Origin of the sequence: Tateyamaria sp., assembly GCF_039945315.1 — a bacterium.
In the GTDB taxonomy this organism is placed as follows: Bacteria; Pseudomonadota; Alphaproteobacteria; order Rhodobacterales; family Rhodobacteraceae; genus Tateyamaria.
In genome coordinates, this window is sequence record NZ_JBDUXB010000061.1 from 48921 (window position 1) to 68171 (window position 19251).

Annotated in this window: 19 protein-coding genes; 10 read left to right on the forward strand and 9 right to left on the reverse strand. The window is 55.7% G+C overall.

Going from position 1 to position 19251, the window contains the following annotated elements:
- Positions 1-25: 25 nt before the first annotated feature.
- The 6 genes from ABJD00_RS20370 to ABJD00_RS20395 all read left to right on the forward strand — a co-directional run bounded on the left by ABJD00_RS20370 (position 26) and on the right by ABJD00_RS20395 (position 3394).
- Entirely contained in the window at positions 26-322 is a 297-nt protein-coding gene (locus tag ABJD00_RS20370) for a virulence factor (RefSeq protein ID WP_413830598.1), read from the forward strand.
- A 24-nt stretch (positions 323-346) separates the two neighbouring features.
- Entirely contained in the window at positions 347-1273 is a 927-nt protein-coding gene (locus tag ABJD00_RS20375; RefSeq protein WP_413830600.1) for a methylenetetrahydrofolate reductase, read from the forward strand.
- 44 nt (positions 1274-1317) lie between these two features.
- Positions 1318-2397: a methyltetrahydrofolate cobalamin methyltransferase gene (locus tag ABJD00_RS20380; RefSeq protein WP_413830602.1), complete on the forward strand. Its 1080-nt coding sequence runs from the start codon at positions 1318-1320 to the stop codon at positions 2395-2397.
- Positions 2398-2690: 293 nt separating this feature from the next.
- Positions 2691-2876 (forward strand): hypothetical protein, encoded by a 186-nt coding sequence (locus ABJD00_RS20385; RefSeq protein WP_413830604.1) that lies wholly within the window; start codon positions 2691-2693, stop codon positions 2874-2876.
- Positions 2873-3238, forward strand: a complete 366-nt coding sequence (locus ABJD00_RS20390) for a response regulator (RefSeq protein ID WP_413830606.1) — start codon at positions 2873-2875, stop codon at positions 3236-3238. Before ABJD00_RS20385 ends, ABJD00_RS20390 begins: the two co-directional genes overlap by 4 nt.
- A 9-nt stretch (positions 3239-3247) precedes the next feature.
- The gene (locus ABJD00_RS20395; protein ID WP_413830608.1) at positions 3248-3394 is read left to right on the forward strand and encodes a hypothetical protein; all 147 of its coding nucleotides are present in this window, start codon (positions 3248-3250) and stop codon (positions 3392-3394) included.
- A 456-nt stretch (positions 3395-3850) separates the two neighbouring features.
- Here ABJD00_RS20395 and ABJD00_RS20400 read toward each other — a convergent pair whose 3' ends face one another.
- The 4 genes from ABJD00_RS20400 to ABJD00_RS20415 form a co-directional block, all read right to left on the reverse strand.
- Positions 3851-5518, reverse strand: a complete 1668-nt coding sequence (locus ABJD00_RS20400; RefSeq protein ID WP_413830636.1) for an AMP-binding protein — start codon at positions 5516-5518, stop codon at positions 3851-3853.
- A 161-nt stretch (positions 5519-5679) separates the two neighbouring features.
- Positions 5680-7989: a hypothetical protein gene (locus ABJD00_RS20405; protein ID WP_413830610.1), complete on the reverse strand. Its 2310-nt coding sequence runs from the start codon at positions 7987-7989 to the stop codon at positions 5680-5682.
- A gap of 560 nt (positions 7990-8549) precedes the next feature.
- Positions 8550-9872 carry an aspartate aminotransferase family protein gene (locus ABJD00_RS20410; RefSeq protein WP_413830612.1) on the reverse strand — a complete coding sequence of 441 codons (1323 nt, stop codon included), beginning with the start codon at positions 9870-9872 and terminating at the stop codon, positions 8550-8552.
- Positions 9869-10657 (reverse strand): 3-keto-5-aminohexanoate cleavage protein, encoded by a 789-nt coding sequence (locus ABJD00_RS20415; protein ID WP_413830614.1) that lies wholly within the window; start codon positions 10655-10657, stop codon positions 9869-9871. The genes ABJD00_RS20410 and ABJD00_RS20415 overlap by 4 nt, the downstream gene beginning before the upstream one ends.
- A 73-nt stretch (positions 10658-10730) precedes the next feature.
- Here ABJD00_RS20415 and ABJD00_RS20420 point away from each other — a divergent pair, with 73 nt between their 5' ends.
- From ABJD00_RS20420 to ABJD00_RS20435, 4 genes are all read left to right on the forward strand, one after another.
- Positions 10731-11636: a MurR/RpiR family transcriptional regulator gene (locus tag ABJD00_RS20420; RefSeq protein ID WP_413830616.1), complete on the forward strand. Its 906-nt coding sequence runs from the start codon at positions 10731-10733 to the stop codon at positions 11634-11636.
- 25 nt (positions 11637-11661) lie between these two features.
- Complete coding sequence (locus ABJD00_RS20425; protein ID WP_413830638.1) at positions 11662-12627, forward strand: TAXI family TRAP transporter solute-binding subunit; 966 nt, start codon at positions 11662-11664, stop codon at positions 12625-12627.
- A gap of 97 nt (positions 12628-12724) precedes the next feature.
- The gene (locus tag ABJD00_RS20430; RefSeq protein ID WP_413849820.1) at positions 12725-15343 is read left to right on the forward strand and encodes a TRAP transporter permease; all 2619 of its coding nucleotides are present in this window, start codon (positions 12725-12727) and stop codon (positions 15341-15343) included.
- A 10-nt stretch (positions 15344-15353) separates the two neighbouring features.
- On the forward strand, positions 15354-15782 hold the full coding sequence (locus tag ABJD00_RS20435) for a universal stress protein (protein WP_413830620.1): 429 nt from the start codon (positions 15354-15356) through the stop codon (positions 15780-15782).
- Between the two features lie 101 nt (positions 15783-15883).
- Here ABJD00_RS20435 and ABJD00_RS20440 read toward each other — a convergent pair whose 3' ends face one another.
- The 5 genes from ABJD00_RS20440 to ABJD00_RS20460 are packed head-to-tail and all read right to left on the reverse strand — an operon-like array spanning position 15884 to position 18889.
- Positions 15884-17086, reverse strand: a complete 1203-nt coding sequence (locus ABJD00_RS20440; RefSeq protein ID WP_413830622.1) for a TonB family protein — start codon at positions 17084-17086, stop codon at positions 15884-15886.
- Positions 17083-17460, reverse strand: coding sequence for an ExbD/TolR family protein (locus ABJD00_RS20445; protein ID WP_413830624.1), 378 nt, complete (start codon positions 17458-17460; stop codon positions 17083-17085). The genes ABJD00_RS20440 and ABJD00_RS20445 overlap by 4 nt, the downstream gene beginning before the upstream one ends.
- A 4-nt stretch (positions 17461-17464) precedes the next feature.
- Complete coding sequence (locus ABJD00_RS20450; protein ID WP_413853649.1) at positions 17465-17830, reverse strand: ExbD/TolR family protein; 366 nt, start codon at positions 17828-17830, stop codon at positions 17465-17467.
- Positions 17823-18482 (reverse strand): MotA/TolQ/ExbB proton channel family protein, encoded by a 660-nt coding sequence (locus ABJD00_RS20455; RefSeq protein WP_413830628.1) that lies wholly within the window; start codon positions 18480-18482, stop codon positions 17823-17825. The genes ABJD00_RS20450 and ABJD00_RS20455 overlap by 8 nt, the downstream gene beginning before the upstream one ends.
- Positions 18479-18889 (reverse strand): hypothetical protein, encoded by a 411-nt coding sequence (locus ABJD00_RS20460; protein ID WP_413830630.1) that lies wholly within the window; start codon positions 18887-18889, stop codon positions 18479-18481. The genes ABJD00_RS20455 and ABJD00_RS20460 overlap by 4 nt, the downstream gene beginning before the upstream one ends.
- Positions 18890-19251 lie beyond the last annotated feature (362 nt).

Genomic DNA, 19251 nt, shown 5'->3' on the forward strand with positions numbered 1-19251 from the left:
GGGTCAACTGGAACGGAGGAATCAGATGCCTGATGTCACAATCGTCTATTGGCGCGATATCCCGGCGCAAGTCATTGTCGGTAAAGGGCGTCGTGGCTCCAAACGGCAACTGGCCGAACGCTTTGAACAGGCGATTGATCGCGCTGCAATGAAAGTGAACGCCAAGGATGCTGATGCCTATCTGGCCGAGTGGCGCAAAGCAGACCCCTACCCCATGGATGGTGACCCGGGCGAAGTGGCCGAGGCAGAAGCCGTTCGTCTGGAAACTGAATATGACACTGATCGCATCAAGGCGCTGATTGACAACGAAGGCTGGGCCTAAGGCTCGTATGCAGGAGACGCAAAAATGGCATTGCTTAACTTCAAGAAAGACGACGGCCCCGTTGCTGGCACGCTCAGCCCCGAAGTGGAGGCGTTCCTGCAAGGCTACTCTATCGAGGTCATGCCACGCACAGCCGAGAAGGTTGATGATTTCCGCGCCATACTGCCTGCAGGTACCCGCGTTTACATCGCCCATATCGAGGGCACACCGATCGAAGATATGGTGGCCACAGCCAAGCGCCTGAACGCCGACGGCTTTCCCGTCATGCCCCACTTTCCAGCGCGCATCATCAAGAATACCGCGACCCTGAAAGACTGGATTGCCCGCTATCAGGGCGAGGCAGACGTCGATCAGGCACTGTTGCTTGCAGGCGGCGTCGACAAACCCTACGGCGATTTCCACTCCTCCATGCAGCTTATGGAAACCGGGGCCTTTGACTCCGCCGGATTCAAGCGCCTTCATGTGGCTGGCCATCCCGAGGGGAACAAGGATATCGATCCCGATGGCAGCCTGAAGAACGTTGAAGAAGCACTCCATTGGAAACAGAAATTCTCCGAAACCACGGATGCCCAGATGGCGCTGGCCACACAGTTTGCATTCGAGGCGGGCCCGATCATCACATGGGCTGATAGCCTCAAGGAGGCCGGGATCGACCTACCTGTCCATATTGGCATTGCGGGCCCTGCCAAGTTGCAGACCATGATCAAATTCGCCATCGCCTGTGGCGTTGGCCCTTCACTGCGCGTCCTACAGCGCCGCGCCAAGGACGTCACCAAGCTATTGATGCCTTTCGAGCCAACGGATGTGATCTCGCAACTGGCTGCCCATAAGGCTGCCAACCCCGAATTCAACATCGCCCAAGTGCATTTCTTCCCCCTCGGCGGGATCAAGACCAACGCCAACTGGGCCATCCAGAACGGGGGCCGCGCCGCTGTCCCCGCCAACCAATAACGCGACCATCCCGGTCGACGCCTGCAAAAGGACACGAAACCCGCATGGTACGCACCATTGTCGAATCCAAGACCAAGACGGCCATAATAGGCTTTGACCAGCCATTCAGCGTCATTGGCGAGCGCATCAACCCCACAGGCCGCAAGGTCCTGAATGAAGAGTTGGAGCGCGGTGATTTTTCCCGTGTCGAGGCGGATGCGCGCGCGCAAGTGGCCGCTGGTGCCACGATCCTTGATATCAATTCAGGTGCTGTTTTCTCGAACAAGATGGCCGAAGATCCACGTTATGCCGACAACAACTTTGTCGAGCCGACGCTGATGAGGCAGCTGGTGGAGTGCGTGCAAACGGTGACAGATTGCCCTCTTTGCATCGATAGTTCCGTGCCCGGCGCGCTCGAAAACGGCCTTGCGGCTGCGGAAGGGCGTCCCCTTCTGAACTCCGTGACCGGTGAGGAAGAGCGCCTCGAACTCGTTCTGCCGCTGGTCAAGAAATACAATGTGCCGGTGGTCGCCATTTCAAACGACGACACAGGTATTTCCGAAGATCCGGACGTGCGTTTTGCGGTTGCAAAGAAGATTGTGGAACGGGCCGCGGATTTCGGTATTCCGGCTCATGATATTGTCGTTGATCCGCTGGTGATGCCGATCGGAGCCATGGGCACTGCTGGCTTGCAAGTGTTTACACTGGTCCGCCGTTTGCGAGAAGAACTGGGTGTAAACACGACGTGTGGCGCGTCGAACATCTCCTTCGGGCTGCCAAATCGCCACGGTATCAACAACGCATTTTTGCCGATGGCCATGGGGGCCGGCATGACATCCGCGATCATGAACCCTGTCGCCCTGCCCGTTGGACCCACAAAGATTGCCGAAAAGCGCGCCGAAGTGGCCGCCGCTGGTATCATGCTGCCCGAGGGTATGGATGATGAAGCGTTTGTGCAGATGTTTGGACTTGGGTCCACCCTGCCCCGTGCTGGCAAGGAAATGGAAGCGATCCGGGCCGCCAATTTCCTTACTAATAACGATGAAGGTGGCGGCAACTGGATCAAGTTCAATCGGGTTGCACCCAAAGCCGGACAAGAGGGCCGCGGGCGGGCCGGACGCTCCGGTGGGCGTCGCCGGGCCTGACACCAGCCTAATTTAGATTGAGAAGCCCGCGCCCTTGCCCGGCGCGGGTTTTTTGCTGGGCATAGCGCGGTTGTATTTAGTGCCGGACGTCACCATCGGTAACGCTGTCTTAAGAGAGCGTGCGCTACATAAGCCTCGAAGTGAGCAGACCCGAGGTCCATCATGACAAGACAACCCGCCGATGTCTGCTTTGGTGCGCGATGACCGAACAGACTCAGTTGCCATTGCGCCTTAATGCAAAAAAATTCAGTGCGTTTGCCCCCCGGCTGAAGCGAGTCTGCGCCGGGGGGCTGGTGCAACTTGACGCCAGCGAAGTGACGCATTCGGGAGCACTCGTCACTCAAATGATCATTGCTGCCGCCCGGACACAACATGTTCAGGGCGTCACGCCGGAGATTTCAGAAATCAGTGATCGGGCCAACAGCCAGTTGGCGATGATGGGCTTTACACCAGAACAACTTTCGGAGGGTGTGCCTTGAGCCTTGAAGTCCTCGCCGTAGATGACAGCCGGACAATGCGGGACATGATCCGCTTTGCCTTGGAACCCGCTGGGTTTACGGTTCACACAGCCGATGACGGAGCGCACGGGACCGAGGTGCTGTCCGGCATTGAACCCGATGTCATCATTATTGACATCAACATGCCGCGAATGGACGGTTTCGGATTTATCAGTGCTGTGCGTGAATTCGATGCCCATTGTTCCACCCCGATCCTCGTGCTGACAACGGAAGCAGCGCCTGAGTTGAAACAAAGAGCTCGAAAGGCGGGCGCAACCGGCTGGATCGTAAAACCGTTTGACCCGGTCAAGCTGGTCAAAGCGTTGCAAATGGTTGCTGGATAGGAGTGCAGGATGAGTACACCCAATCCGATGGAAGAAATCCGCGCTTCGTTCTTTATCAAATGCGAAGAGCTGCTAGAGGCGGCGCAGGACGGCTTACAGCAACTGGAAGAACGGAGAAATCATCAACGTGGTATTTCGCGCGGTTTGGCATCCTAACTGGGCTGATGCCGCGGATAGCGCACTGGAGCTAACGCCGGTGTGCATCTTACCTCCGAAACATCGCGAGTCGCACCTAAGAGCCTTGATTTTAATGCGTTGTCGCAACATTTATCAGAGTAAGCCAATCGTCCCCAAATTTTTGATGCACATGTTACTGGAGTTCAAAAAATGAGAGTGTTTGCTGTACTTCTGGTCTGTTTGCCGACTTTGGCCATCGCGAAAGTTATCGCTGAACAAGAGACGACATTTTCCTACAACGGAAAATCTGTGCCCGCGACAATTAAGATAATCCAACGCGGAAATCGGACATTTGAAAAGATGTATATACGTGTTGGATCGTCGACCGTCTCTTGCGAACCTAACGATCAAAAGGACTGTGAAGCTGCGATCAGGGACAGCAGAAGAGGTGGCGATCGCTGATGGCGATTGCGGCGCTGATCCGAAAACCAGCTTTCAATCATCTTGTGCAGCAGAATGCGCGAGCTGCTTCAACATCTGGTCCCGCATGATGAACTTTTGAGGCTTTCCCGTTACTGTCATTGGGATCTCAGAGACGACCCTCACATGTGCCGGCACTTTGTGTCGCGCGATCTGCCCCTCGCAATAGTTCAGGATTTCTTTGGGCCTTAGTTCTGTGCCCGGTGCCTGCACCACCCATGCGCACACGATTTCACCAAACTTTTCGTCAGGTATGCCAAAGATCTGTGCCTGACTCACTTTGGGATGCGTAAAGAGAAACTCTTCGATTTCACGGGGATAAATGTTTTCGCCGCCCCGAATGATCATATCCTTGACGCGCCCCGTGATCCGGCAAAACCCGTTCTCGTCAAGTGTCGCAAGGTCTCCGGTTTGCATCCACCCATCTTGGATGCAGTCAGCGGTCTGAACGTCGTCTTCCCAATACCCTTTCATAACTGAATAGCCTCTGGTGCACAGCTCACCTTGAGCGCCCACAGGAACGATCGCGCCGACTTCGTCGACGATTTTCACTTCGAGATGCGGGTGCACGCGTCCGACAGTTTCACAACGCAGTTGAAGTGGGTCGTCTACAAAACTTTGAAAGGACACAGGCGACGTCTCGGTCATGCCATAACAAATTGTCACTTCGGTCATGTTCATTTCTGAACCAACGCGCTGCATAACTTCGACCGGACATGGCGCGCCAGCCATGATGCCGGTGCGCAAGGATGCAAGATCGCGTGGGGCGTCCTTCAAGGACTCAAGCATAGTGACAAACATCGTAGGCACCCCGTAGAGGGCGGTGCATTTTTCTTGCTCGAGGCAGTCCAGCGTCGACTCGGTGTCAAAGCCCTCGCTTGGCAGTAGTATCGCAGCACCCTTTGAGAGCGCGCCAAGCACGCCCATGACCATGCCAAAGCAATGATAGAGCGGCACAGGGATACACAGCTTGTCTGTTGGTCCGAGTACAATCCGGTCGGTCACAAATTGGGCGTTGTTAACGATGTTGAAATGCGTCAGCGTTGCCCCTTTTGGAGCACCGGTGGTTCCGGACGTGAATTGGATATTGATCGCATCATCGCAAGACAATGCGCTTGCTAAAACCTCTACCTTCCGCTCATGGTCAGCAGCCCCTGCCTTTTGTACGTCACTGAAGCGCAGAACCCCGTTCATGAGGTTCTGTGAGATTGCGATCACCTGTTGTAAGTGTGGCAGCGTTTCGGATCGCAACGCGGCAGGTTCGGAGCTGTCCAACTCAGGTGCGAGCGCTCGTATCATGTCGATGTAGTGGGACGTCTTGAACCGCTCTGCAGCGACCAAGGCTTTGCACCCGGATTTGTTGAGGGCGTATTGCGCTTCGGCTGTACGGTAAGCCGGGTTTATGTTGACGAGGATCAAGCCAATGCGCGCTGTTGCCAGTTGGGTCAAAACCCATTCGTAGCAATTGGGTGCCCAGATTCCGACGCGATCCCCTTTTTCCAGACCAAGAGACAGAAAGCCGGCTGCGAGTTGCAAGACTTCGCGATCAAGCTCGTCATAGCTGCGACGGATATCTTGATGAGAGGACACAATGGCAAGGTTCTCACCATATTGCGCAACCGTGTTTTGCATCATTTGTGGGATGGTAATTGGCATCAGTTCCGGCGTCGAAGGCCCAACCACATGAGAGCGTCCCTCACGTGGCGAAAGAGATGAACTATGTTGGACTTGCCCTTTAGCCTGATCCTGACCGCCTGCCCCGTCCTTAGATGCGTCTTCGATACTCAAGGAAAGCTCCCCATGTCATTTTTTGCTGCAGCCAGCATTTGAACCCGGCCAATGGATCAACGATACACGTAAACTGGGCTAGTCCATGCCCGCGTTCCGTCCTCTTGCGTCAGTCGAACATAGATCGGATTGTCACCGGTTGCGGACAGGTCAACGGCCACAGAAAAGCGGTGTGACGTGCAGGTCAAGGTGTCTGGGAGACGGAACACCCTGATAAAACGTGGCAATCGCCCTGTTTCGTCGAAGAAGAGATCATCCTCTCCGATGTCCCCAATCGGGATGTCAAAATCGATCAGAGGCGTGTTGATACTGAGCCGCCCAGCACTGGCATCTGCAAGCTGAATGTCAACGCCACCGAAGTTTCCAGTTGTCAGTGCCTCCCAGGACAAAGCGTTACCTTCACGTTCTAAAGTCTTGTCATGGTTGAGGAAATTGACGGGTTGAGCATCAACTACCTCATTGCCCATGATCTTAGCTGTTCCATCCCAAATCACCTGACGAAAACGCCCCCGGTATTCCGCGCCTTCCCAGAGAACCCGAATACGATTTCCGAGCTCGGGCGATGAAAATGGACGTGACGTATGTACCAGCCGCTCGCCGTTAAACACCTCGACACGTTCAATCGGAGATGTGGTTTCTACCGATCCGGACAGTTGCATCTCACCACTTGGCAAATGAACAATGTCACCCATTTTTGCTGCTGTTGCTTGGGTACCCTTTGCCTGTTCAAAGACGTTTGGATCATCCGTATAAACGGTGGCTGCGGCATCAAACTCTGCGTCCAGATCAATGAACATCCGACCATTCGCCCCGCCTGTCGTGCCATAGTGTCGGCGGCTCCTCATACAATCCAGCAGGTTTTCGCGCGTCAGGTTTTCCACCTCAAAGCAGGTCAATCCTCCAATTGCGCCAAACTTGCCCGCCCCCGGATAGCTTGCCCCGGGTCGCCCCTTATGTCCGTCAGAATTTGAAACAACGCCAACACGATATCCCAACCGGAACGCATCGTACAAAAGCCATTCAAACGTCCCCCAGGACGAATGTACCTCGACCGAGCGTTCAAAACGCCCATCATGTGCGACCTCGATATCGGCATACCGTCCGCCGCAATGCGCATACATCACCACGTCCCACTCACCCGCTTCCGCCAAATCGTCGAAGAGTTGACCGGCTGTCAGCGCGTCAGTTCCCGCTGCATCGCCGCCTTCAATCAAAGCATGAGATGAGCGACGTATAACTCTGTTTTCATTTGGAAAATAAACATTCCGATCACCACCCAGCGCCGTATTCCCCGACCATTCATAACCAGGCAGCGCCAAGAAAGTTCCGGGTACATCGTATGTTGCTGTAATGCGGTTGAGTTCACCCCAAAAAGCATCGGTGATTTGAAAATCGTTTCCCTGATGTCCGCAGGCATCAACAAACGCGAGATCGCGGGCAAAGGCGAAATATTGTTCTGCACTTCCGGTGCCGATTGTCTCTTCGGATTGGCCGTGAAGGTCAGCCCAGTAATGAACGAGGTTGGTGTCTTCGATCATCAAGGGATTGGAACGTGCAACTATACCTCCACTCTCATCCTGCAAGTCGATCGATACGCGACCTGCCCTTGCAACACTCAGTCCATCAAACTCAAAGGCACGGACACCGGGGCGTAAAGTAATCGTGTCAGGCAAGCCCACTATGTTGCCTTCTGCGACGACTTTAAGGGTTTGGTCACACCGGTCCGACGGGTTTCCCCATTTATCCTCACCTTTAACCTTGAGAGAAAATGTTTCGCCGGGCCGGCGTTTGGTCGGAAGCACCGCCAGAAAACGCTCAGGCGCACCGGGCCCGATTTCGATCATCGGCTGCTCAGGCAGCGGTTGAAAGTTAAAAGTTGCGATGGGATCGCTTAACACCCGGAATTCAAAGGTGTCTTCGCAAAACGTCTGTAACCGCATGCCCGGGCCGCCATCTTCGGTCACGCCGAACCTGATAGTGATCGTGTCGCCTTCTGCTAGGTATCCTTGGACCACTTTTATCCAAAGCGTCTTGTCCCATGGCCGTACGTTGCCTTTGGGGTCCCACCGCAATTGCAATACCGCGCCATTGGATGCTTCCACTGTGCAGAAATTCGCCCCCCTAGGGGCCTCGAACTGAGGGTTAGATTGATCCGACGCAAAGCGAAAGCAGACGCGTAGACTACCGGAGTCATCGATCCCGTAAGGGCCGGCTGTATAGACCAGATCAAAACTGGCATAGCTTCCCGCGTCAAACCGCCCCTTCGGCGTAATCTCTGCCGTTCCGAGGTCTTGAGGTGCGACGGCGTGCAGAATGACGCCCGAGTCGGTATTCTCCCAAGGTCGTGGCGTGTCGTTGTCGGGCATGGGAGTTCCTTTCCAAGCATTATCCGGTGCGCAGCGGGCTGCACCGGATCAGAGCCAGCATTGTTTCGTTGATTGCACGGCCACATCACAACGAAGTTGTGGCACATCTGTTCCGCGACACAAAGATCATGGTTGAAAATTCTATCGAAGGGTCGCCCATGTTTCCCAAAACGACGAATAGGTTTCGGTCATTTTTTAAGTGAAATGTTTCAACGCCAACAAGAAATTCAATCTGCAATTGGAGTTCAGGCATCACAGCCAGCGTCACGCCAGTTACTTTTTACCCACCGGGAAGTCCGTAAGGAATGGGCATTTTCCCAGTTCTAGGGATGGCCACCCATTAGGTCTGTACAGACAGTCGAATGCGATGCGCGCCCATACAAAGCGCTCAACTGCACGATGTGGTTGATCGATATCACTGATATGAATGATGGGCAGATTAGAAGTCTGATCGACTTGAACTCTCGGCATGAAAAATTCGGGCCATCTACGCGATGATGCTTCAGGACAAGTGTTGATACTCTGTTTACTCGGTGCGGTTTCACTCTCAGGGCCAATGATCAACCAACGACAGTGTCGATTGCTGTGGCCAACCGCTCGACAGCAGAGTCGAGATCCACATGACTTGCAATGAATGGCGGCGCCAAGAGGACGTGATCGCCGTTTCTTCCGTCAATCGTCCCGCCCATCGGATAGCAAATCAGGCCCTCGGAAAAAGCGGCTGACTTGATCTTAGCGTGCACTTTGTCGCTTGCTGTAAACGGCTCTTTGGTCTCTCGGCTCGAGACCAGCTCAACTCCGCAGAACAGGCCGACGCCTCGTATGTCGCCGACATGCGGGTGCTGGCCCAAACGGTCTCTTAAGGATTGCCGAAAATACTGCCCTGATGGTCTGACACGGGCAAGTACGTCGTCATCAATGAGGCGCTCAAGTACGGCAAGGCTTGCTGCACAAGCGACCGGGTGACCCAGATAGGTGTGCCCGTGCTGGAAAAACCCCGAACCACCCAGAATGGCATCATGGATTTCCTTTGTGCACAAAGTCGCGCCGATCGGTTGGTATCCGCCTCCAAGCCCTTTTGCGATAGCGCAGATGTCTGGCGCGATGCCGTATTGCTCACAAGCAAAAAGGGTCCCAGTGCGCCCCATGCCGCACATCACTTCATCAAGGATCAGAAGGATTCCATAGCGATCACACAGCGCGCGCACCCGGGCGAAGTAATCTCCAACGGGCGGCACAGCCCCAAGCGTTGCACCGACCACAGGTTCTGCCACAAAGGCCATCACCGTATCCGGGCCAAGCGCCTGAAATTCCGCATCCAGTTCTTCGATCAGACGGTCGACATAGGCGGCATCCGTTTCGCCCTCCTCTTGGCCGCGATAGGCGTAACAGGGGGAAACGTGTGACACATCGATAAGGATTGGCGAGAATTGCGCACGGCGCCATTCATTTCCGCCTGTGGCAAGTGCGCCCAGTGTGTTGCCGTGATAGCTCTGTCGCCGCGCCACGATTCGAGAGCGCTCGGGCTGGCCGATCTCAAGGTAATATTGCCGTGCAAGTTTTAACGCCGTTTCCATGGCCTCGGACCCGCCGGACACAAAATACACCCGATCCAGATCACCGGGCGCCAGCGAAATCAGTTTGTCGGCCAGACTTTCGGCGGGATCCGAGGTGAAAAAGCCTGTATGAGCGAAGGCCACGCGATCCACCTGTTCTTTGATGGCGTTGGCCACGTGTACATCCCCATGGCCCAGACAGGACACCGCAGCATCTCCGAAGTTCAGATAGGCTTGACCGTTTTCGTCATATAGATGAACGCCTTCGCCATGAGATACTTTGGGAGGTGGGGCCTTTGAGTTTCGTGGAAACACATGAGATGTCATTGGAGCAGTCCTTGTGTTCGAAAAACTAAAGCTGCTTTGAGCGCGGCGACGTTTGTTGCGTTGCTTTCAGCGAGTTCTCCGTCTTCGGCATGGATATTGTTTTCAAATCCGACGCGCAGATCCGCCCCGTGCGCAGACGCTGCACAGAGTACGTCGTGTTCTGAAGGTCCAAAGGCGCAAATCATGACGCGCCCGGGGAGCTGCTGGAACAGGTGAGTAAAGCTGCTCAGGTCACTGAGCTCGGCCGGCTTGGGTGGCGTGTAGCGCCCAAGAACGAAAATGACGTCGGCTTGGCCTTCTTTGACCGTGCCCTGCTCTCTCCACGTCAAGAGCTGTGTCCAGTCGTCCAGATCATAAAGAATGTGTTGGACCGAGGACCCGTTGTCAGAGCAGATACCATAAATGCGCGAGGCCATTTCTGCATCGCGTGCCACCTCCCGGATCGAGATGCTTGCTGCTTTCGGGCGCAGATCGCGCAAGCAGGCCAACTGCTGTTCCACGTCAAATACGCCAGCGCTTTCGGTTGTGATCTGAATTGGAAAGTCTGGCAGCGCCCGATGGACCTCGTCGATTGCTTCTTTGTAACGTCCGGGGTCGATAGAATGACCGCCCCACTGATCTCTGACATGCAGGTGTAACGCATCAGCACCCGCTGACGCACAAGCAACTGTTTCATCACGAATTTCTTGAATTGAAAGTGGCAGACGCGGGTGATCACCCTTGCCTCTTCTGGCCCCGGTCGGAGCCACCATGATGAGCGGCGGTGGGTGTCTTTCGAGTGGCATTGTGTTCTCAGTGTTTCCGCCAGAAGCAACCCGGCTTCACATCTGAAACATACATTTCATCAATTGACAACTAATGAAACGCTTGCAAGTCTGCGCGAAATTGGAGGGTTTGCCGATTCCCAGCAACACACTCGAAGACCGCGTCGCAGAGCGTTACGCAGGGCTGTCAGACCAGCTTCGCAAGGCGGCTGACTATGTCCTGGCGAACCCGCTGGATGTTGCCAGTCGCCCGTTAAGGGCGATCTCGACAGACAGCCACGTGTCTCCTTCAACATTTTCCCGGCTGTCCCGCGCTTTGGGCTACGCAAGCTTTGAAGAGATGAAGGACGTCTCTCGTCTCTCGGTCGGGGAAAAGGTGATTTCGCTTTCTGAAAAAGCAGAGTTGTTGCGGTCCGGGTCGCCGACAAACGAGTCAATGCTGTCGCGCCAGGGCGACGCGTGTATCCGGAACATTGAGCATTTTCTGGAGCGCGCGGACCATCGTAAGCTGGAGCAAGCGGCAACGTTGATGCGCCAAGCAGATCGGGTCGTTTTGCTGGGGGCACTCGCGTCGACAGGTATCGCGGAGTACATGGCCTACCTCGCCCAGTTTTTTGCCCCTAATTGGTCCCTTGCGGGCCGTATGGGGGCGTCAGTGGGGTCTCAGTTGGCGACCTTGGGTGATGGCGACGTTGTATTCATCGTGACGATGAACCCCTATTCAAAGCGGGTCGTTGCGGCAGCCAGCCTTGCGCGCAGCTCTGGTGCTGACGTCGTCCTTGTGACGGATGCTTTGGAATGTCCGGCGTTGACCCATGCCACATACGGCTTCGTTGTCCCCACCGAAAGCCCACAGTTCTTCTCTTCATACGTTGTGACTCTTGTGTTGATCGAAACTCTGATTGCCATGATCGTTGCCGCGTCTGGGGCAGATGCCACCGCTGCGATCCAAAGGGTCGAAGCAAAAAACCAGCAGCTCGGCGAGTATTGGGCCGGGTGATTATTCAACCAGGGAGTAACACATGTTGAAACATCTCAAACTAGGCACCGCGACAGTGATCGGTGTGATGACAGCGGCGTCGATGACGGTCGCACAAGAATTCATCTCTATCGGCACCGGCGGTGTGACGGGCGTCTACTATCCGACGGGCGGCGCAATCTGCCGTCTTGTGAACAAGTCTCGCAAAGAGCACGGCATTCGCTGCGCCGTCGAGTCCACCGGTGGTTCGGTTTATAACATCAACACAATCAAAGCCGGTGAACTTGAGTTCGGCGTTGCACAGTCTGACTGGCAGCACCACGCCTACAACGGCACTTCGAAGTTCGAAGGCAATGCGGCATTCCCAGACATTCGCGCTGTGATGTCGGTGCACCCAGAGCCCTTTACGTTGATCGTTCGTGGTGACAGCGGCATCTCCGGCTTTGAAGATCTTGCCGGCAAGCGTGTAAACGTAGGCAACCCCGGATCTGGCCAGCGCGCCACGATGGAAGTTGTTATGGATGCATATGGCATCGGCATGGATGATCTTGCGCTGGCGACCGAGTACAAGGGCTCCGAGATGGCCAAGCAGCTGTGCGATGGCAACATTGACGCCATGATCTACACGATCGGACATCCGGCGGCTGCGATCAAAGAAGCCACAACAACCTGCGATGCCAAACTGGTTTCGGTGACCGGCGAAGCGATTGACAAGCTGGTCGCTGACAACCCCTTCTATCGCGTGGCGACCATCCCGGGCGGCATGTACAAAGGGACTGATGGCGACACCACGACCTTTGGCGTTGGTGCAACCTTTGTGACTTCTGCAAGCGTTCCTGAGGAGACCGTCTACATCGTTGCGAAATCCGTGATGGAGAACATCGATGACTTCCGCGGTTTGCACCCTGCTTTCGCGAACCTCGAGCCATCCCAGATGGTTGCAGATGGCCTGTCCGCCCCACTGCATGATGGCGCTGCAAAAGCCTACAAAGAACTTGGTTTGATCGACTAACCTCGTCCAATTTTGACAACGAGCCGCCCGGAGTTCCGGGCGGCTCACTCCAAAGTAACGATCAAAAAAACGTCTCGAAAAGAGACAGGGGGACATGATGGCACAAGATACTGACGCGCGCTCAGCCGACGACCTGGTGGCAGAGGCCGACACAGGCGCTCGCAATCCATCCGCTGCATGGCAGGCAAAGCTGATTATCGGCACCTGCATCATCTGGTCTCTCTTCCAGCTTTACATCGCCTCCAAGGTGCCCGGGGTCATTGCCCAGGCAACGGGCATGAACATCTTTGCCAACATCGTGGCGCAGGCCCGATTTGTGCACCTTGCCTTTGCCATTATGCTGGCGACACTTGCATTCCCTCTTTTCAAATCTTCGCCCAAAGATCGCATCCCGGCCTACGACTGGGCGCTTGTTATCCTTGGCGTTGCGTCGTGCTTGTATCTCGTCGTCTTCCGATTTGAGATCGCCGACCGTCCGGGTTTGTGGAGCACGTCAGACATCGTCATGTCCTGCATCGGGATGTTTGTGCTGTTCACCGCAGTCTATCGCTCGCTTGGGCTGCCACTTGTTATTATCGCGGGCGCGTTTGTCGCCTTTGCCTTCTTCGGCGGCTACTCCGAATGGGCTCGAAACATCACCAATTACGGCGGCGCGTCCCTTTCTAAAGCGCTCGGCCACTACTGGATGCAAACCGAAGGTGTGTTCGGCGTAGCACTTGGGGTGTCCACCTCAATGATCTTCCTATTTGTGCTCTTTGGCGCGCTGCTTGATCGCGCAGGGGGCGGGTCCTGGTTCATCAAGGTCGCGATAGCACTTCTGGGCGCGCTCCGAGGTGGCCCGGCAAAAGCGTCAGTTCTGTCCTCAATGCTCACCGGAATGATCTCGGGCAGCTCGATTTCGAACACAGTCACAACGGGGACCTTCACGATCCCGCTGATGAAGCGTATCGGCTTCCCTGCAGAGAAAGCGGGTGCGGTTGAGGTGGCGTCCTCGACCAATGGTCAGCTGACCCCGCCTGTCATGGGTGCTGCGGCCTTCCTGATGGTCGAATACGTCAACATCCCCTACATCGACGTGGTCAAACACGCCTTTTTGCCAGCCGTCATCAGCTACATCGCGCTGCTTTACATTGTGCACCTCGAAGCGCTGAAAATGCAGATGCAGGGCCTCAAGAAAGCAGGCCGTCACATTGGCCCTGTGCTGATTTTGATCCTGTTCCTTTCCGGCTTCCTTTTCCTTGGCGTTTGCACCTACGCCATGATTTTGATCCGCAGCCTGCTGGACGGTTTCATGGCCGAAAGCGTCTATGGCGGCCTCGCCATTGTCGCGGTGCTGTACCTTGTGCTTGTCTACTTTGCTGCGCGGTTCCCTGATGTGGCGATGGACGATCCTGACGGCCCTCTTGAGGCGCCGCGTTTGACCCCGACCCTTCTGGGCGGCGCGTATTTCGCATTGCCGATCTTTATTCTGGTTTGGAACCTCATGGTGCGCACCGACAGCCTTGAGAGGCTCTCGCCCTCATTGTCGGCGTTCTGGGCGACCATTTTCATGATCATCGTCGCGCTCACCCACCGCCCGCTCAAGGCGTTCTTTCGCGGTGAGGGTTTTGGCGGTGCGACGGTCCAAGGCTGGCGCGATTTCATCGAGGGGCTGATCCTTGGGGCGCGCAACATGATCGGGATTGGTGTCGCCACAGGAGCGGCTGGCATCATCGTGGGCACGATCAGCCTCACTGGGGCACATCAGGTGATCGGCCAAGTGGTAGAAGTCATTGCGGGCGGCAATATCTGGATCCTGCTGATCCTGGTTGCGATCATGTCCTTGATCCTCGGCATGGGCCTGCCCACCACGGCCAACTACCTCGTTGTCTCGTCGCTGATGGCCCCTGTGATCCTGTCTGTAGGCGCGCAGGCCGGGTACATCTTTCCGCTGATCGCGGTCCATCTGTTTGTCTTCTACTTTGGGATCCTGGCGGATGACACGCCGCCGGTGGGCCTTGCGGCCTATGCGGCTGCTGCCATCTCGCGGGGCGATCCGATCAAGACCGGTGTCCAAGGCTTTGCCTATGACATCAGAACGGCGCTTCTTCCGTTCCTGTTTATCTTCAACACGGATCTGCTGTTGATCGATGTCGGGCTGGCCAAGGCGGTGCTTGTCTTCTTCATATCGTTGATCGCGATGCTGCTCTTTGCCGCCGCTACCCAAGGCTATTTCATAGCCAAGAGCAAAGTGTGGGAAACCGTTGTTCTGTTGTTCATAGCGTTCATGCTGTTCCGACCGGATTTCTTCCTTGATCAGGTGAGCGAGAAGTACACGACCGCCACGGGCCCTGCTGTCATGGAATTGATGGAGCAGATGCCTGAGGGTCAGGATATCCGCATCACCGTAGAAGGTCCGGACTTTGACACGGCCAAAGTCAGGCCTGTCACCATCGTGCTGCCCTCTGCCGGAGCCGGGACGCTGGATGCCGAAGGGCTGCTGGTTATGGAAGAAGACGGCCAGTTGCGCATCGATGAACCCTTTGGTGGCAGTGAAACGATCCAACCCATCAGCGGTCAGGAGTTCGACTATTACCTCGATGATCCGGTCGTGATCGCCAAGATTGAAGTCGAAAATGATCGTATGCCTAAGGAGCTTTTCTTCATACCGGCACTGTTCCTTCTGTTTGGCATCGTGCTCATCCAGCGCCGTCGCGCTACTCAACCAGCATTCTAAGGCTCAAACTATGTTCAAAAAACTCCTACTGGCAGTCGACATCAATGACCCCGAAGGAACGCTGGCCTGCGCTGAAGCGGCTGTTGGCATGGCGCGCCATGAGGCCGCAACTTTGCATATCATGAATGTTGTACCCGACCAGGGAATGGCCATCGTTGGTGCCTCGCTCGCACCTGATCACAATGAAACGGTGGAAGCGGTGGCGACAAAGGGTTTAGAAGCCTGGGTCCAAAGCCACATTCCCGACGATGTGTCGTCCGTTCTCCACATTGCGCGCGGGACAATCTACGATCAGATCATTCACACTGCAGACAGGCTTGGTGTCGATTGCATCATCGTTGGTGCGCACAGTCCAACGTTGAAAGACTACCTGATAGGGCCCAACGCCGCGCGTGTCGCGCGTCATGCATCGCAGTCGGTTTTTGTTGTTCGGCAATGAACCCAGAGTAGTTGATGCACGATCCGTTGGGAACCTCGGCCGTTAACTTTGATCGCCAAGTTCACAAAGAACTTGAGGGCGTGCCCCCTTCGACGCTCAGATTAGTTGATACGATAGAGAAAGTTCAGACTTCTTCTCTTGCCGCCCGGCGGGCGCGGAAATGGCTGTGCGTTTCTGACCTGGCGCTTGGCCGCATTGTCTATTGAGCGTGAACCAGAACCGTCAAGGATGGAGACTGATGCCAGAGTTCCGTCCGGATTGATTTGGAAGAAGACGCGCGCCCATCCCCTGCCCGAGACTGAGACGGCTGGTGTACGATTTAAATGAACCAGAACCTGACCCGCGTAGTTCGTAACATCAGAGTTGCCTGATCCGCCTGAACCTCCAAAGCCTTGGCGGCCAGACCCAGTTCCACTTCCCTGTCGTCCAAAAACATTGGCACCATCGCGCTTGTAAGCGGTCAGCGGTGACTCGATCAGCTGAGAAGGTGCTAATCTTGTCTCTGTGTTTTCAGGCGAGCCATCGGGAACGCCTTCTTGCGTTGATGGTGGTCTTTGGGCAGGCAGCCGTGGGCGCAAAGACGTGGTGACCGCCAATTCCGAAGGCTCAAATCCATTGGTTTCCTCTGGGTTTTGAATTGCTTCAGATCCAGGTTCGGTTGGAGTGATGGGCGTTTCGGGCTCGATGTCTGAAGGTTGCAGTGAAACGACTGGTGCTGAGGGCACCACAGGTATCTCTGCAACGGGCGGAACAGGGGCTGCCAGAGGTGGCAAGGCTGCTGGCTGGCTGGCCAAAGGGGGCTGCGACCGAACCTGAGACGGTGCCACGGGTTGTCCTTGGGGCACGGCAGTCACGGTGTCGGTGCCAGCCGGAGGCGCGAGGTTTGGTTCCGCGGCTGCAGTATCGTCCGCACCCACAGGCGCGACAGTCGTTGTCTCGGGCGATTGACCTGGCTCAGATGTGGCTGGTTCGGTCGATTCCGATGGGGCGGACGGCGCCATCGCTGCATCAGGGGTTCTCGTCTGCTGGGGATTTCCAGACGCGACAAGCGCCTGACTTGTAGTGGCTTCGGCGGGCTCAGGTGGCGCAGCCTCTTCTGGTTCCGGAGTGACCGGTTCCCTGACAGCATCTGCAAGGTCTTCAAATGCACTGCCGGGCGCAACAATCTCTGTTGAAGTGCCCGTGCTTTCAGGTTCGGGCTCGGGTGGTTGCTGAAGCGTCGAGGTGACTCTCACCCCGAGGAAATGCACAGCAAGAGACAGCAAGACCGCAATCACAGCGACGGTGGCCGATCTTGAAATCATTCAAGGGCCCGTTCTGTGACCAGTATGATCGACGCAGCTCCAAGGTTACGAAGGCTAGCCGAGAGCTCTATGACGCGCACACCGCTTGCATTGCGATCCGGCACAATGCGTACAGGCCCGGCGCTATGCGTGCTCATGTAGGCATCGGCATCAATCGTCGTTCCGCGGAAACTGAGCGTGCCATCTTCGCGCAGAACAAGTGCGTCTGGGGGTTCACGACCCCCAAGGCCAGCAGTGTCGACAAGCTGTAAATCACCATCAAGCGGCGGCGCGATGGTGCCGGCGATCAGGAAAAAGATCAGCATTATGAAAATAACATTGATCAACGCGATCGATGGGTCGCGTTTCTGATTTTGGCGAGCAGGTCGGATCATGCCACTACTCCAGCACCAGAACAGTCAATTCTGGGTTTCCGCGCAGCCGGACCAGAAGGTCCACCAAGCGTTGAGCGGACACGTCCGTATCGAGGCTGACCAAAGCCTGCCCGCGTTCCATTTGCGGCGCCAGATCGTCGAGTGTTGTTGGTGCGCCGTTCAGAACAAGACGCGCAGCACCCAGTTGAACAAAAAACCGATCGCTTGGTTCGGTTTGCTGCGCCTCGCCACCGGACGCCTGATTGAGTTCGATTTCTCCAAAGTTGGAGAAGGTCGACGTCAGCATAAAGAACAACAGCAGTAGAAAGACGACATCGATAAGCGGGGTCATCGAAACGGCGCGTCTGACAAACGGCGCTGCGTTACGCATGGCCCAGCTTGGCGCGCTGTTCCGCAACCTCCTTAGGCCTGCCTTGTTCCGGCACCAGAACGGTCCGCAGCGCCATGTCTGCAAACACACGTTCCCGCGCAGTGCGGCTTTCCAGCCAAGCCAGCACCATTGACGTCGGCATGGCGACGGCCAACCCGACCGCAGTGGTCAGCAATGCAACCCAGATACCCCCGGCCAGCAAAGACGGATCAACCGAAGAACCTGCTGTCTGCAGGCTTTGGAACGCCTCAATCATGCCCAGTACGGTTCCAAACAGTCCGAGAAGCGGCGCAATCTGCGCGACAGTGTCAAGCAGTCGAAAACCGCGCTCGAGACGCGCCAACAACAACCCGGCTTCTGCATCCAGCCGATCCTCGATGCCCGGGCGATCCGCGCCGTCCATCGCTGCGTCAAGAATAGGGGCAAGATAGCTGCGGCTCTTTGCCAAATGCATACGCGCGTCAGCTGCCTCGCCCTTGTCCCATGCCGTCAGAGCCTGAGACAGATATTGGTGGTGCCCGACTCTCGAGGCGGAGAATTGCCAAATCTTGTAAAGAGCGACCGAGAGCGTGAGTACTGACATGACAAAAAGGATCGCAACCACTGGCCCGCCAAGTGCGAAGATGTTGCCAAGTGCTTCGAAAAAGTTCATCCGAACAACTCAACCGACAGCCTGCTGCTCAGGGAGAGCGCGTCCTTGCAGATGGTGCTTTCTGCACCCTCCACGACGCAAGAGCTTGCTCCGTTTACAAGAGCTTTGCCAATGCTGCTGCAGCCCATTCCGGCAAGATCAAATTGACGCACTCTTGCACGGTCGACAGGAAGGTCCTGGAAATCGAATAAGGTCAAATTCACAACCCCGCCTGTCGCATCAAAAACGACTGTTTCGAATATGGCCCTGTCAATCGCCGCGCCAGTTTCGTTTTTGGCCACAAAGGACAAGCGACAAGCACCTTCGATATCTTGCAGGTTATTGAGTTCAAGGTGTAGGCGGGAAGTCGCTGTTTCAGCGGACTGAGCTAACGCAGAAAACGGCGCACAGGTGGAGAAAAACAACATAAACGCAAGTCGACAGAATGGCACAATCGGACTCCCAGACATTTAACGCCGGTCACATCGGCACAAAGCGTTCGATGGATTTCCGTTGGTCTAATGCACCCTTCGAATGTGTGAAAGCCCTCTGTCCACGTTTTGTGAGATCACAGCTTCAAGATTTGTTGTTCAATACATCAGGAGCCTTGCCACCAAGCGGTCGTTCACTTCGGTCTGCCTGAGAGGATGCCTTGCGGACAAACCAGCCGGATACGAAACGGACAGTAGCGCGTCTCGACACACAGCTTCCAATCAGTCTTATAAAGGAAAGCTACTTTTTTTTGAGGCCGACAGTATTGTTTTTATCCAGCTTCATTGGACCTAATCGC